Raw genomic sequence first — 14,983 nt, 5'->3', positions numbered from 1 at the left:
AAGGTGCCGACGATGCTGGATCTGTGGAGGCGGCTGCCGGTGCCCGCCCAGGACCTCGTGGGCGTGCTCGGGGCTTTCGCCCGGGGTGAGCGCATCCCGCCTTCGCCGCGCCCCCGGGACCGTCCCGTCAGGCTGATGATCGCTCCCGCCAACTACGCCGGACAGGGCTACCGTTGGGCGCGCGCGGTGGAGACCAACCCCGACGTGGCGGCCATGAACATGGTCTACTCGTCGATCAACCCGTTCGGGTATCCCGCGGACGACCCGGTGCCCGGTCGCATCGCGGCCCACTCGAGGCGTTGGCAGAAGGCGCAGTTCTCGGCGCTCGTCGAGCGGTTCACCCACATGATCATCGAGGCCGAGATGCGCCCTCTGGGCAGCGCGTACGGGGGAGACGTCCTGGCCCAGGCGCGCGCGCTGCGGGACGGTGGGCTCAGGCTCGCGATGCTGTGCCACGGGTCCGACATCCGACTGCCGTCCCGACACGCCGCAGCGGACCCGTGGTCCCCGTTCCACGACGACGAGTGGGTACCGGTCGCCGCGCTCGAGGAGGTCGTCCTCGGGAACCTCCGCGTGCTCGAGGAGCTGGGGGAACCTGTCTTCGTGTCGACCCCGGGGTTGCTCCCCGACGTCCCCGGAGCACATCTGCTCCCCGTGGTGATCGATCCCGGTCGCTGGGCACAGCAGACGCCGGTCCTCGAGCGCGCCCGCCCCGTCGTGGTGCACGCACCGTCGAATCCGCACGTCAAGGGCACGGCGCAGATCGTGCCCGTGCTCGAGAGGATGCACGAGGAAGGTGTGATCGTGTACCGGAGCGTGAGCGGCGTGAGGCACGAGGACATGCCCGCCGTCTTCGGTGAGGCGGACGTGGTGCTCGACCAGTTCCGCCTCGGGGACTACGGAGTGGCGGCGTGCGAGGCCATGGCCGCCGGGCGTCTGGTCGTCTCGCACGTCGGGGACCAGGCCCGGGAGGCGGTGCTGGAAGAGACGGGCGAGGAGCTACCGATCGTCCAGGCAACGATCGGAGACCTCGAGCACGTGCTGCGCGACGTCCTGGACCGTCGCGCGCACTACCGGACGGTCGCGGGGGCAGGACCCGCCTTCGTGCGGTCAGTGCACGACGGGTCACAGTCGCGCCGGATCCTGGAGGAGCGCTTCCTGTTCGTCTGAGCCCGATCCTGGCAGGGCGACGGGTTCGCGTCAGGCGCTCGTGAGCGCGGCCACGACCTGTTCGGCGGCGTCGCCCCTACCGTACGGCGTCGCGTCGGTGGCGGGGGGCCGCGGCCGTGAGACGGCGTCCGCGACCTCCTCGGCCGAGTTCGCGAGCACGTTCCAGCCCAGCTCGACCGTCTCGACCCACTCGGTCTCCTCGCGGACGGTCGTGCACGGGACTCCGAGCAGGAAGGCCTCTTTCTGCAGGCCCCCAGAGTCGGTGACGATGCCTGCGCTCGCCAGTGCGGCGGCGATGAGGTCGGGGTAGGCGAGCGGGTCGTGGGGCACGAGGTTGCCCGCCCTCAGGTCGAGTCCCTGCTCGCTCGCTCTCGCGACGAGGCGAGGGTGGGCGAGCAGGAGCGTCGGACGGTCGAGATGTGCCAGGGTCTCGACGAGGGCCCGGAGACGTGCGGGGTCGTCGGTGTTCTCGGCACGATGGATCGTCGCCAGATAGTAGCCGTCCTGCTCGAGCGCGGTTCGTGCGAGCAGGTCCCTTGTCCGCCCGACGCCCGCGTCGCGGACCCGGAGCAGCACGTCGGTCATCACGTCGCCGACCAGGAGGGACCGGGGGGCGAGACCCTCGGCGGCAAGGTGCCCCATCGCGACCGCCGTGGGGGCCAGACAGAGGTCGGCGGCGTGGTCGGTGAGCACACGGTTGTGCTCCTCGGGCATGCGACGGTTGAACGACCTGAGCCCGGCTTCGAGGTGCGCCAGGGGGAGGTGCATCTTGACTGCGCTCAGTGCCGCGGCGAGCGTCGAGTTGGTGTCGCCGTAGACGAGGACCCAGTCAGGACGGTGCTCGTCGAGCACCCCATCCAGCGACGCGAGCATCGAGCCGGTCTGGACGCCGTGGGATCCAGACCCGACTCCCAGGTGGACGTCGGGTGTCGGGATGGCCAGGTCCTGGAAGAACACGTCGGAGAGCATCGGGTCGTAGTGCTGGCCCGTGTGCACGATCACGTGATCCAACCCGTGCGCCTCGGCGGCCTGCGCGACGGGGGCGAGCTTGACGAACTGGGGCCGAGCGCCCACGACGCTGAGGATCTTCACGGGCGACCACCCTAGCGCCTGGTCGTGCTCGGCCCTCATCCGGTGCGGGACTCGCGGTCGGGAGCCGCCGACTCCGGGCCGGTCGCTCCGGGCTGGAGGTGATCACGACGAGCGCTCGGGCCCACCCTCGGAGCGGTCCATGAAGGCGGAAGAGGGCATCCGCCCGGCGTCGGGTGCTCCACCCAGCGCCGACCCTGCACCGGGGGAGGTCGTCGCGTCGTCCGGAAGCACCTCTGCTGCCACGCCAGCACGGCGCGAGCGTCGCACGTCCCACCAGCGGCGCATGCGCCGTTCGGCCGGTCTCTCCACCGCGAGGTGGAGCGCCGCAGCCGCGACCAGCCCGATCACGAACGCCAGGAGGTACCAGAGGAGGTTCCTCCAGGACGGCGCGGAGGGCCCGAACCAGGTGAGCAGCGCGTACACGACGGTCGCGTGCACGAGGTAGAAGGAGTAGGACCACTCTCCGAGGACCACGAGCGGACGGCTGCGCAGCAGTGAGCGGCCGCCGCGAAGATCGCGCGAGGCGACGAGGACGATCAGGACGGCGCAGACGACCGTCGCCAGCTCGTTGGCGCTGCCGATCGCGTAGCTGCTGAGCGGGCCCGGTACCGGGCCGAGCAGCACGGTGGCCGACAGCCAGGTGAGGAAGAGGGCGGCCAGGAGGTACCCGACCCAAGGAGGCAGGCGAGGGCGCCATCCCTGCCGTACCGCCCACGCCAGACACATGCCGAGGGCGAACTCGGTGATCCGGACGACCGGCCACGGCATACCCGCCGCCCACCACGACCCCGGGGAGGCGACGGTCGCCACACGGTAGGCGAGGGCGAGGCCCACGACCCCTGTCGCGGCGACGAGTGCCCCGCGAACCCGGAACGGGTTCAGGGCGCGCTGAAGGAATGGGTGCATCGCGTAGAAGAAGGCCTCGCACGTGAGCGTCCAGGCTGCGGGGTTGCCGGAGAACAGTATCGCGGGGTCGCGCGACCATCCCTGGAGAAGGACCACCGACAGGAGGACGACCGGCCCCAGCGGCTTCACCCACCACTGAGCTGGGTCAGGAGCGACCGCGTAGAACACGGGGAGGGCGATCAGCAGCGCGACGAGGTGGGGTGGGTAGATGCGGGCGAACCTGCGCCACCAGAACGTCCGTGCACCCGTCGCGGGCGACCAGGACCAGGTCAGGACGAAGCCCGAGAGCACGAAGAAGAACGTCACACCGAAGTTCCCGAACTGCAGCACGGTGCTGATCGGGAGCGGAGCGAACACCTCCATGTGGAAGGCGAAGACGCCGAACGCAGCCCACCAGCGCAGTCCCGTCAGAGAGTCGGCGCGTGGCATCCGGTTGGCCGCAGCGGAGGGTTGCACAGCGGGCGACAGTATCAGGGATCGGTGCCAGGAAGGTGGGGCGGGGTGAGGCGAAGCCCGCCACGAGTTCACGGGTCGAGCCCGCCCGCCCCACGCTGGTAGCGTCGCGCCCGTGCCAGCCTCCCCCTCCCCGATCGTCGATGTCGTCCTCGCCGTGCACCAGCCCACGCGTCCGGTCGGCCGGGCGGTCAGGTCGGTCCTCGGCGGTACGAGGGCGGACGTACGGGTCACGGTCGTCGCGCACGGTCTCGACCCGGAGGTCCTGGCGCCACAGCTCGACGAGTTTGCGGACGACCAGCGTCTGAGGATCCTCCGGTTCGACGACGGCGTCCCGTCGCCGGCGGGTCCCTTCAACCGTGGCCTGGACCTTGCTACGGCGAGCTTCACCTCCGTCATGGGCTCCGACGACGTGCTCGATCCCGGAGCGGTCGACTCGTGGCTCAGGACGTCACGCCACGACGGTGCGGACGTGGTGGTCGCACGGGTCCGTCACGGCGGAGGTGGTGTGGTGCGCACACCTCCTGTACGCCCTCTGCGCACGAAGCGCCTGGACGGTGTCAAGGATCGTCTCGCCTACCGCAGCGCCCCCCTGGGGCTGGTGTCGAGGGCAAGGTTCGGCGACCTGCGCTTCACGACGGGAGCAGCGGTGGGAGAGGACATCGCCTACGTGAACGCGCTCTGGTTCTCGGGGGCCCGCATCAGTCTTGCCCGCGGCCCCGCCTACGTCGTCATGGACGACGCGCCGGACCGGGTGACCCTGGCTCCGAAGCCGATGGCCGAGGAGCTGGCATTCCTGCCGACGGTGCTCGACGGGCTCCGTGCCGCCGGCAGCACACAGGTCTCGGCGTACGCGACCAAGTTCCTCAGGGTGCAGGTCTTCGGTGCCGTGTTCAACCGTCCAGGAGCCGATCAGTGGCCGGCAGGGGAGAGAGAGGTTCTCGCAGCTGCGTGCCGCGACGTCCTCGCTCTCGCACCGCGCGCGGTGGATCCGCTCTCCCGTGCGGACAGGTCGCTGCTGGACGCGGTCCTCGACACCTCGGTCTCCGCCTCGACCCTGGTCGAGCGAGGACTGGCCCGCCGTCGGTTCGGACGCCCGGAGACCCTTCTTCCACGTCGTCCGACCGCCCTGCTCCACCGCGAGGCCCCTCTGCGCTTCATGGCTGCGTCGCTGCTCGCGGGGCGTTGACGTGGACCGTACATGCAGGTCGACGAACTATCCTGGTCCCTGTCTTCGAGGTCTCCCTGTCATCCGGGGTCGCCTGCCCGTTCGAGTGAGGTCTCTCTGATGCGTATCGCTGTCGTCGCCCTGGGCAAGATCGGGCTGCCGCTCGCAGTCCAGTTCGCAGATCGAGGTCATGACGTCGTCGGCGTCGACGTGAACCCCGAGGTCGTCGCTGCGGTGAACGCGGCGCGCGAGCCCTTCCCGGGGGAGGCACACCTCGGTGAGAAGCTCTCCGAGGTGGTGCCCTCGGGTCGCCTGCGCGCCACCACCGACTACGCGGAGGCCATCCCCGGGGCGGATGCCGTCGTCGTGGTCGTTCCGCTGTTCGTCGACGAGGAGACCGCCCTCCCGGACTTCACGTGGATGGATGCTGCGACCCGTTCGCTCGCCGCTCACCTGACCCCCGGGACGCTCGTCTCGTACGAGACGACCCTTCCCGTCGGCGTGACGCGCGGACGCTGGAAGCCGCTGCTCGAGGAGGTCTCCGGGCTCGTCGAGGGGGAGGGCTTCGATCTCGTCTTCTCCCCCGAGCGCGTGCTCACGGGTCGCGTGTTCGCCGACCTGAGGCGCTACCCCAAGCTGATCGGTGCCCTGAGCGAGCAAGGAGCCCGTCGCGCGACGTCGTTCTACCAGGCCGTGCTCACGTTCGACGACCGACCGGACCTCGCACGCCCCAACGGGGTGTGGGACCTGGGGTCCGCCGAGGCCGCGGAACTCGCGAAGCTTGCCGAGACGACGTACCGGGACGTGAACATCGGGCTCGCGAACCAGTTCGCTCTCTTCGCCGAGAAGCAGGGGATCGACGTCTACGCGGTCATCGAGGCCTGCAACTCCCAGCCCTACAGCCACATCCATCGCCCGGGGATCGCCGTCGGGGGGCACTGCATCCCGGTCTATCCGCGGCTCTACCTCTCGGTCGACCCGGCAGCGACGATCGTCCGCGACGCTCGCAGCGTGAACGCCGCCATGCCGGAGAAGGTCGTCGCTCGCGCGGCGGACCTCGTGGGAAGCCTCGACGGGTTGCGCGTCGCCGTGCTCGGCGCCGCGTACCGGGGCGGGGTGAAGGAGGCCGCCTTCTCCGGCGTCTTCGCGACCGTGGAGGCGTTGACCAAGCAAGGGGCTTCGGTGCAAGTCCACGACCCGCTCTTCTCGGACGAGGAGCTGCTGCGTCTGGGGCTGACGCCCTATCACTACGGCGAGGAGACCGACCTCGCGATCGTGCAGGCCGACCACGCCGAGTACAGGACCGTGGCCCCCGAGGAGCTTCCCGGTGTCCGGCTCCTCGTGGACGGTCGCCGTGTCACGGACCCCGCCCTCTGGGTGGGTGTCCCGCGCACCGTCGTCGGGCAGGGGGTGACCTCGTGAGCGGCAGCACCGACCGGACCGAGGGGCCTCGGTCCGTCCCGAAGGGGATCAGTGTCGTCGCCGTCGTGGTCGCGTACAACCGTCGAGACCTGCTGCGGGACGCGCTGGACGCGTTGGCGGCTCAGACCTATCCGCTGACGCAGGTGCTCGTGGTGGACAACAGGTCCGAGGACGACTCCGCGGTGGTCGCGATCGAGCACCCTGTCGGTGCGACCGTCCTGGAGCTCAACAGGAACACCGGCGGTGCCGGCGGCTTTGCCGCGGGCATCGCGCACGCGCTCGCCGAGTTCGACCCGCAGTGCGTCTGGCTGATGGACGACGACACGATCCCCACGCCGACCGCGCTCGAGGAGCTGCTGCGCGCACGGGAGAGCTACCCCGAGCCGGTAGCGCTCCTGGGCAGCCGTGTCGTCTGGCACGACGGGCGCGATCACCCCATGAACACGCCACGACGCCGCCCGGGGGCGACGAGGGAGGAGATCGCCGACTCCTCTGGCGTCGGGGCCGTTCCCGTCCGGTCGTCCTCGTTCGTCTCGATGCTCGTCGACAGCCGGGCGATCCGGTACCACGGGCTCCCCATCGCCGACTACTTCATCTGGAACGACGACTTCGAGTACTCGTGCAGGCTCCTTCGTCGAGGGATCGGTCTGTATGTTCCGAACAGCGTGGTCGAGCACAGGACGAAGGTCTTCGGCGCGACGGATGCCGACCCTGGCGAGCGCTTCTACTACGAGGTACGCAACAAGCTCTGGATGCTCACGCGTTCGTCGGCGCTCTCGCCGGAGGAACGGGTCCTGTACACGGGGGCGTCGCTCCGGCGTTGGGCCCGGACCTTCGCCGGATCGTCACGACGTGACGTCCTGCGCAGCGCGGCGGTCCGAGGCCTCAGGGACGGGCTCCTGCGATCTCCCCTCCCCACAGCGAAGGCCCTGCAGGGTGCAGGTGTGCCGCAGGACGAGATTCTCGAGATCGAGGCCGGTGGCACCGGGCCAGGACGGGCGGACACGGCGTGACCCCTCCCGCGTTCTCAGTCCTCCTCCCCGTGTACGCGGGGGACTCGGCTCCTCATTTCGAACGTTCCTTCTCGTCGGCGACCGTCGAACAGACCCTGCGACCGTCCGAGGTCGTCGTGGTCCGTGACGGTCCTGTCGGTCCGGAGCTGGCGGCGGTCCTCGATCACGTACGGGCGACGAGCGTCGTGCCGGTCGCCGTGATCGAGCTCGATCACAACGTCGGGCTGGCACGGGCTCTCGCGGTCGGGCTCGACCGTTGCACCCACGAGATCGTGGCACGCACCGACGCGGACGACGTCTGTCGGCCCGAGCGCTTCGCCCGCCAGGTCCCCCTCGTCGAGAGCGGGTACGACATCGTCGGCTCGGCGATCCAGGAGTTCGACGACGAGGCGCGACCTGGCATGGTGCGCACACCGCCGTTGACCTCCGCGCAGATCGCGAGGGGAGCGCGCTTCCACTCGCCCTTCAACCATCCTTCGGTCGTGTACCGCAAGTCGGTCGTCTCTGCAGCCGGGGGGTACGAGGACCTTCCTCTTCTCGAGGACTACTGGCTCTTCGCGAGGATGATCCTGGCGGGGGCCAAGGGGTGCAACCTCCCCGAGCCGCTCCTGCTCTACCGGATCGGCGCGGGCGCCTACGCGCGTCGCGGTGGGTCCAGGCTGCTTCGGTCCGAGGTCGAGCTGCAGCGCAGGATGCGCCGTGCAGGCTTCACGTCCAGGTCCCAGATGCTTCGCAACCTGCTGGTCCGCGGCGGGTATCGCCTCGTCCCCGAGTCCCTGCGGAAGTACTTCTACCAGAGGCTCCTCGCCGACCGGTCGGGGGCACGACGTGCTTGAGTGGGTCGACACCTGGCAGGTGGCGCTCGTCGCCGTTCTCGTCCTCGTCCTGCCGGGCCTTGGTCCGGCGCTGGCGCTGGGCCTTCGCGGGCTCGTCGCCTGGGGGAGCGCTCCTCTGCTGGGTGCCGGGATCATCGGCGGGACCGCCGTCCTCCTCGGGGGTCTGGGGATCGGCTGGAGCATCGTCGGGGTGCTGGTCGTCTCGGGGGTCCTCACGCTCGTGGCGGCGGTAGTCAACCGGGCCACGGGTCGCAGGACGTCGCCGCGCACAGGCCCCGGACGTCGACGGCGGGCCGTCGTGCTCGCGGTCGCGGTGACGTCCGTCGTCGCCGCGGCGCTTCAGGCGCGTCGGACCCTCGGCGCCATCGGCGGACCCGAGCGCATCGCTCAGACCTTCGACACCCCGTACCACCTGAACGCCGTCAAGCTCGTGCTCGAGACGGGCGACGCGTCGTCCTTCCACATGACGCTCTCGCAACCGGCGGCAGAGACCGCGTTCTATCCCGGGCTCTGGCACGGCGTCGTATCCCTCGTCGTCCAGCTCTCGGGCGGCGAGGTCGCAGTCGCGGCCAACTGGGTGACCGTGGTCGCCACGACCGTCGTGTGGCCGCTCGGGATGCTCGCTCTCGGGCGCCTCCTGTTCGGCCCGCGACCCCTGCTCCTCGGGCTGGTGGTGCCGTTCTCGTTCGCGATGACGCAGTTCCCGAACCGGCTCATGTCGTTCGGCCTCCTGTACCCGAACATCCTTGCCTACGCGCTGCTGCCGGCGGCGCTCGCCCTGTGTGTCCTGGGTCTTCTCCTCACACGAGGGCGCGGCAGGGTCCCGTCGCTCATGGGCTTGCTGCTCGGTGTCGTGGGGCTGGCTCTCGCGCAACCGAACGGCCTGTTCGCACTGGCCTACGCGGCCGTCCCGCTCGTCGTCCTCGCCCTCTGGGTGACGTCGTCGAAGGCGAGGAGGTCAGGGAAGGCCTGGTGGCAGGTCGTGCTGCCCTGGGTGGCGACCGCCCTCGCCGGGCTCGCAGGGATCTGGGCCCTCGACCGGCTCCCGTTCGTCTCGGACTTCCAGGGCAAGGTCATGTGGGCCGTGACCTCCACCTGGCAGCACGCTGTCCGCGAAGCGGTGGGCCTGTCGGCCATGCACCCCGCCACCTCCCCGAACTTCCCGGAGCCGGAGAACCTGGCCGGGGGGATCCCCAACTGGACGGTGGCCGTGATCGTGGTGATCGGCGCGATCGCCTCGTTGTGGGTGCGACGATGGCGCTGGCTCCCGTTCTCCTACGGCATCTTCCTTGGCCTCTACGTCCTGGTCCGAGGCCTCGACATCCCCCTGCGCGGCGCACTCACGGGCTACTGGTATGCGGATCCGCAGCGACTCGCGGCGCTCATCCCGCTCATCGGGGTACCCCTCGCGGTGATCGGCACGGCGACGCTCGTGCGGACCGTCCTCACCCTGTTCGGCAGGAGGAAGGGCTGGCGTGTCTCGCCGTACGCGGCCGCGGTGCTCGCGATCCTGGTCGGACTGGCGATCAGCGTCGTGCTCCCGCGCACGGCGACCTTCAAAGCCTCCTTCGCGTACGTGGAGCACGTCTACAGCGTCGCACCCGACTCGACGGACTCGGCAGCCCTCATCGACGCCGACGAACTGTGGCTTCTCGGACGCCTGGACGAGCTCGTCCCTGAGGGTGTGGCCGTCGCCGGTGACCCGTGGGACGGGAGCTCCATGGTCTGGGCCCTCGCGGACCGCCGTGCGCTGTACCCGCACATGGGTGTGGTCATGGACCCGGACCGCTACCTGGTCGCCGAGAAGCTCAACGAGGCGCGTACGGATCCGCAGGTGTGCGAGGCGGTGGACGACCTTGACGTCGGATTCGTGCTGAGGATGGGCCGCCATCTCTGGGACGCAGGTCAGGGGGGCTATCCCGGGTTCGACGGACTCGTCGAGGCCGGGGTCGCCGAGCTCGTGGCCGAGCGTGGAGACGCGAGGCTCTACCGGATCACCGCCTGCGGCTGACCCCTCGGGCAAGCAGGTGAAGGTCTTGTGGCGAATCGTCCGGAGTGCCGCGCGGGCGGCGGCCAGCCATGGCCGACCCGCTAGTCTTGTCGGGCTGTCTTCCCTGAACTAGGAGTGTGCGTGGACGCGGATCTTGTCGTCGTCGGGTCGGGTTTCTTCGGCTTGACCGTCGCAGAACGAATTGCCGAGGAGTACGACCGCAAGGTCGTCGTCATCGACCGTCGGAGCCACATCGGTGGCAACGCGTACAGCGAGGCGGACCCTGCGACCGGGATCGAGGTCCACCGCTACGGTGCGCACCTGTTCCACACGTCGAACGAGCGTGTCTGGGAGTACGTCAACCGGTTCACGGCGTTCACGGGCTACGAGCACCGGGTCTACACGACCCACCGTGGCGAGGTCTTCCCGATGCCGATCAACCTCGGCACGATCAACCAGTTCTTCCGCTCGGCCCACGGCCCGGACGCGGCACGAGAGCTGCTGGCAGCGCAGGCGAGCGAGCTCGAGGGGAAGAAGCCCACGAACCTCGACGAACAGGGCGTCTCGCTCATCGGCCGCCCCCTCTACGAGGCGTTCATCCGGGAGTACACAGCCAAGCAGTGGCAGACGGACCCCAAGGACCTTCCGGCGAGCATCATCTCCCGCCTCCCGGTCCGGTACACCTATGACAACCGCTACTTCAACGACACCTACGAGGGACTGCCGGTCGACGGCTACACAGCGTGGATCGAGCGGATGGCGAACCACAAGAACATCGAGGTCCGGCTCGAGGTCGACTTCTTCGACGAGACCCAGCCGGTCAACAAGAAGGACGTCGTCGGCAACGTTCCCGTGGTCTATACGGGACCCGTCGACCGATACTTCGACTATGCGGAGGGTGACCTCTCCTGGCGCACGCTCGACTTCGAGCAGGAGGTGCTCCCGGTCGGTGACTTCCAGGGCACCCCGGTGATGAACTACGCGGACGCGGACGTCCCGTACACGCGGATCCACGAGTTCCGCCACTTCCATCCTGAGCGTGACTATCCGACGGACAAGACGGTCATCATGCGGGAGTTCTCGCGCTTCGCCGAGAAGAACGACGAGCCGTACTACCCGATCAACACGGCGGCCGACCGCGAAAGGCTGCTCGCCTACCGCGACCTGGCGGCGGCGGAGAAGGACGTCCTCTTCGGCGGCCGTCTCGGCACCTACAAGTACCTCGACATGCACATGGCGATCGGCTCGGCCCTGTCCATGGTGGACAACAAGCTCGCGCCGCACTTCGGTGCCGGTGCCGGGCTGGAGAGCGGAGGGGTCGACGCATGAGCACGACGACGATGACGACGCACGCGAACGCGGCTGCCCACAGAGAGACCGACCGTCGCGTGGTGCACAGGGTGGTTCTGCCCCTGGACCGTGACCTGGACGTCCTGCCTCTCTACGTCGACTTCGACCCTGCGCACGGCGCGGTCCACACGGCCGACCCGTCCGAGCCGGTGGCCGAGGGAGCCGAGCGTCCCCTCCCGCAGCGCGCCGAGATCGACCCGGAGATCGTCACGGGCCGCCACGAGGTCACCCTCACGGCCGGCGAGCGGGTCTCGTTCGGGACGTACTTCAACGCGTTCCCGGCCTCGTACTGGCGGCGCTGGACGACCGTCGGCTCCGTGCGGCTGAGCGTCGAGGTGGATGCGCCGACGACTGTCGTCGTCTACAAGTCCAACGCGCGGGGCGCGAGCCAACGCGTCGAGGTCCTGGACGTTCCCCAGGGCACCACCACGATCGACCTCACGCTCGCTCCGTTCGGCGACGGAGGCTGGTACTGGTTCGACCTCTACGCGGCTGCGGGCCCGGTCAAGATGCTGCAGGCCCACTGGAGCGTGGAGGTCCCCGCAGGCTCGACGCCCGGTACGGCCTCGATCGGTATCACGACCTTCAACCGCCCGGACTACTGCGTGGCGCAGCTGAAGCTCATCGGCGCTGACGATGCGCTCAAGGGGGCGTTGGACAACGTCTTCGTCATCGACCAGGGAAATCAGCTTGTCGAGGAGGAGGACGGATTCGCGGAAGCGGAGTCCTCGCTCGAAGGGCGTCTGAAGGTCATCCGTCAGGGGAACCTCGGCGGCTCCGGTGGATTCGCCCGCGGGATGCTCGAGACGGTCAAGGCGGAGAAGAGCAGGTACGTCCTGCTGCTCGATGACGACATCGTCTCGGAGCCGGAGGGCATCCTCCGAGCTATCGCCTTCGGCGACTTCACGCGCCGCAAGACGATCGTCGGCGGGCACATGTTCTCGATGTACGAGAAGAGCGTGCTCCACAGCTTTGGTGAGAAGGTCAACCCGTATCGCTTCTTCTGGGGCCCGGTCCCCGGGACGGGTGAGGGCCACAACTTCGCGAACTTCTCCCTGCGGACCACCGGCTGGCTCCATCGACGCGTCGATGTCGACTACAACGGGTGGTGGATGTGCTTGATCCCCACCGACATCGTGCGGGAGATCGGCCTGTCCCTCCCCGTCTTCATCAAGTGGGACGACTCGGAGTTCGGCCTGCGTGCGAAGCGTGCCGGCTATCCGACGGTCTCACTGCCGGGCGCTGCGGTCTGGCACGTGCCGTGGACGGACAAGGACGACACGATCGACTGGCAGGCCTACTACCACCAGCGCAACCGTTGGCTCGCCGCACTCCTCTACTCGCCGTACCCGCGGGGAGGCATCCTCCCGCGCGAGAGCTTCCAGATGGACGTCAAGCACCTACTGTCCCTCCAGTACTCGGCGATCGAGCTCCGGCACCAGGCGCTCGAGGACCTGCTGAGCGGACCCGATCACCTGCATGCCACGATCGGGTCGAAGCTCGGCCACATCCGACAGGTGCGGTCCGAGTACCCTGACGCCGTCGTGCAGAAGGACCTCGGGGCCTTCCCGGACCCGCACATGCCTCGTCCTCCGCGCCGCGGTGTCGAGCCGCGTGCGCCGAAGGGGAAGGTGCAGGGCATCGGCTCGGCCTTGACGGGTGCGGTCCGGCAGCTGCTCCCGGTCCGCGAGGGCGCGGTGGCTCAGCCCGAGACCGCCGTCCCCGCCACGGACGCCAAGTGGTGGAGGCTCTCCCACCTCGATTCTGCTCTGGTCACGTCAGCCGACGGGACAGGGGCATCCTGGTACCAGCGTGACCCGGAGAAGTTCCGCAGCTACCTCGCCCACAGCGTCGATCTGCACCGACGGCTGGTGGCCCAGTGGTCTGACCTTCAGGAGCAGTACCGCGACGCGCACCACTCGTTCACCGCCCCGGAGGCCTGGGAACGTACTTTCGCCGAGAACCGACGTGACCAGGACTGACCCCTCGAACCAGCCGGATCCCCAGCACGTCGAGCTCGTCGAACCTGGCCGTGGCCAGGGGCTTCTCGATGTCTTCAGGAACCGGTTCCTCCTTCGGCTGATCGTCAAGAAGGAGCTCCGCGTCCGCTACCGCGGGTCCGTGCTGGGGATGCTCTGGTCGTATGTCAAGCCTGCGGTGCAGTTCGTCGTCTTCTACGTGGCGCTCGGGCTCTTTCTCGAACTCAACAAGGGCACCGAGGACTACGCGGTCTACCTGTTCTCCGGCATCGTCGTCATCAACTTCTTCGGTGAAGGATTCTCCAACGCGACTCGGTCCATCGTCGGCAACGCGGCGTTGATCCGAAAGATCTACCTTCCCCGAGAGCTGTTCCCGGTCTCGTCCTTGTACGTCTCGGCCGCGCACTTCCTTCCGCAGCTCCTCGTCCTGGTGGTCGGTGCTGTGATCGCGGGCTGGAGACCCAACCCGGCGGAGCTCGGTGCTGGCGTGCTGGGATTCGTGATCATCGCCGTGCTCGCCCTAGGACTGGGCCTGCTCTTCGGTGCTGTCAACGTGCTCTATCGCGACGCGGAGAACTTCGTCGACCTCATCGTGATGGTCGCGACCTGGGCATCACCGGTCCTGTACACATGGGACCGGGTGGCGGCGACGCTCCCGGCCTGGTTGTTCACGATCTATCAGCTGAACCCGATCACGGCGGCGGTCGAGCTGTTCCACTACGCCTTCTGGTACCCGGGGACGACCAACCCGGTCGAGCTTCCGCCGAACATGTGGACGTTCGCCTTCTCCGCCCTCGCGATCTCGCTGGTGATCCTCGCCGCCGGTCAGTCCGTCTTCCGGCGCCTTGAGGGGCGCTTCGCCCAGGAGCTCTGAAATGGTCACGAGTATCGAGATCAATGACGTCCAGAAGCGTTTCACGCTCAGGCACAACCGGTCTCTCAAGGAGCTGATGATGTCGTCGCTGCGACGTCAGCAGCTTGCCGAGGAGTTTCTCGCGCTCGATGGTGTCGACCTCACGATCACCGAGGGCGAGACAGTTGCGCTGCTCGGCTTCAACGGGTCGGGCAAGTCAACGCTCCTCAAGCTCATCTCGGGGGTCCTGCGCCCGGATGCAGGCAGTGTGCGCACTCGCGGTCGCGTCGCCGGGCTCATCGAGGTCGGCGCAGGTTTTCATCCTGACCTCACGGGACGCGAGAACGTCTTCCTCAACGGTGCGATTCTCGGCATGAGCGAGTCCGACGTCAGTCGACGGTTCGATGAGATCGTCGCGTTCAGCGAGATCGAGCGCTTCATCGACACCGAGGTGAAGTTCTACTCCTCGGGGATGTTCCTGCGGCTCGCGTTCGCCGTCGCGGTCCACTCGGATCCTGAGGTGTTCCTCATCGACGAGATCTTGGCGGTCGGTGACGAGCCGTTCCAGCAGAAGTGCCTCGCACGGGTACGTGGTCTGCGCGAGGAGGGGCGGACGCTCGTGATCGTGAGTCACGACCTGGACATGGTCGCGAACCTCTGCGACAGGGGCGTCGTCCTGGAGAAGGGCGTCGTCGTCGAGGACACCGAGGCGGTAGCAGCTGTGGCGCGCCTGCGCAACGGCCAATGATCC

Annotated in this window: 11 protein-coding genes and 1 pseudogene; 10 read left to right on the top strand and 2 right to left on the bottom strand. The window is 68.6% G+C overall.

The window, feature by feature from the left end; translation table 11 throughout:
- The first annotated feature begins 12 nt into the window (after positions 1-12).
- Complete coding sequence (locus tag ASE15_RS14770; RefSeq protein WP_157277235.1) at positions 13-1,170, top strand: hypothetical protein; 1,158 nt, start codon at positions 13-15, stop codon at positions 1,168-1,170.
- Positions 1,171-1,200: 30 nt separating this feature from the next.
- Here ASE15_RS14770 and wecB read toward each other — a convergent pair whose 3' ends face one another.
- Positions 1,201-2,262: a non-hydrolyzing UDP-N-acetylglucosamine 2-epimerase gene (gene wecB / locus ASE15_RS14765; RefSeq protein ID WP_056764068.1), complete on the bottom strand. Its 1,062-nt coding sequence runs from the start codon at positions 2,260-2,262 to the stop codon at positions 1,201-1,203.
- A gap of 102 nt (positions 2,263-2,364) precedes the next feature.
- Positions 2,365-3,624, bottom strand: a complete 1,260-nt coding sequence (locus ASE15_RS14760; RefSeq protein WP_235534451.1) for an acyltransferase — start codon at positions 3,622-3,624, stop codon at positions 2,365-2,367.
- 112 nt (positions 3,625-3,736) lie between these two features.
- Here ASE15_RS14760 and ASE15_RS14755 point away from each other — a divergent pair, with 112 nt between their 5' ends.
- From ASE15_RS14755 to ASE15_RS14715, 9 genes and pseudogenes are all read left to right on the top strand, one after another.
- Positions 3,737-4,810, top strand: coding sequence for a glycosyltransferase family A protein (locus ASE15_RS14755; protein ID WP_082618477.1), 1,074 nt, complete (start codon positions 3,737-3,739; stop codon positions 4,808-4,810).
- Between the two features lie 99 nt (positions 4,811-4,909).
- Positions 4,910-6,211, top strand: a complete 1,302-nt coding sequence (locus ASE15_RS14750) for a nucleotide sugar dehydrogenase (protein ID WP_056764066.1) — start codon at positions 4,910-4,912, stop codon at positions 6,209-6,211.
- Positions 6,208-7,224 carry a glycosyltransferase gene (locus ASE15_RS14745; RefSeq protein WP_235534449.1) on the top strand — a complete coding sequence of 339 codons (1,017 nt, stop codon included), beginning with the start codon at positions 6,208-6,210 and terminating at the stop codon, positions 7,222-7,224. The genes ASE15_RS14750 and ASE15_RS14745 overlap by 4 nt, the downstream gene beginning before the upstream one ends.
- Entirely contained in the window at positions 7,221-8,060 is an 840-nt protein-coding gene (locus ASE15_RS14740) for a glycosyltransferase (RefSeq protein WP_056764064.1), read from the top strand. The genes ASE15_RS14745 and ASE15_RS14740 overlap by 4 nt, the downstream gene beginning before the upstream one ends.
- Positions 8,053-10,071: a DUF6541 family protein gene (locus ASE15_RS14735; protein WP_056764062.1), complete on the top strand. Its 2,019-nt coding sequence runs from the start codon at positions 8,053-8,055 to the stop codon at positions 10,069-10,071. Before ASE15_RS14740 ends, ASE15_RS14735 begins: the two co-directional genes overlap by 8 nt.
- Before the next feature lie 108 nt (positions 10,072-10,179).
- A pseudogene (glf, locus tag ASE15_RS14730) lies at positions 10,180-11,379 on the top strand (UDP-galactopyranose mutase); the annotation flags it as partial.
- Positions 11,376-13,382 carry a glycosyltransferase gene (locus ASE15_RS14725; RefSeq protein WP_082618476.1) on the top strand — a complete coding sequence of 669 codons (2,007 nt, stop codon included), beginning with the start codon at positions 11,376-11,378 and terminating at the stop codon, positions 13,380-13,382. The pseudogene glf and the gene ASE15_RS14725, both read left to right, overlap by 4 nt.
- Positions 13,369-14,253 carry an ABC transporter permease gene (locus ASE15_RS14720; protein ID WP_056764059.1) on the top strand — a complete coding sequence of 295 codons (885 nt, stop codon included), beginning with the start codon at positions 13,369-13,371 and terminating at the stop codon, positions 14,251-14,253. The genes ASE15_RS14725 and ASE15_RS14720 overlap by 14 nt, the downstream gene beginning before the upstream one ends.
- Before the next feature lies 1 nt (position 14,254).
- The gene (locus ASE15_RS14715) at positions 14,255-14,980 is read left to right on the top strand and encodes an ABC transporter ATP-binding protein (protein WP_056764058.1); all 726 of its coding nucleotides are present in this window, start codon (positions 14,255-14,257) and stop codon (positions 14,978-14,980) included.
- The last annotated feature ends 3 nt before the right edge of the window (positions 14,981-14,983 follow it).

The sequence above is a fragment of the Oerskovia sp. Root22 genome (genome assembly GCF_001429135.1).
Lineage (GTDB): Bacteria > Actinomycetota > Actinomycetes > Actinomycetales > Cellulomonadaceae > Oerskovia > Oerskovia enterophila.
This window is presented reverse-complemented; position numbering and strand designations above follow the sequence as displayed.

Bases quoted from the DNA above. Each gene is read 5' to 3' on its own strand.
- ASE15_RS14750 (WP_056764066.1), top strand. From the start codon at position 4,910: ATGCGTATCGCTGTCGTCGCCCTGGGCAAGATCGGGCTGCCGCTCGCA.
- ASE15_RS14715 (WP_056764058.1), top strand. From the start codon at position 14,255: ATGGTCACGAGTATCGAGATCAATGACGTCCAGAAGCGTTTCACGCTC.
- ASE15_RS14770 (WP_157277235.1), top strand. From the start codon at position 13: ATGCTGGATCTGTGGAGGCGGCTGCCGGTGCCCGCCCAGGACCTCGTG.
- ASE15_RS14725 (WP_082618476.1), top strand. From the start codon at position 11,376: ATGAGCACGACGACGATGACGACGCACGCGAACGCGGCTGCCCACAGA.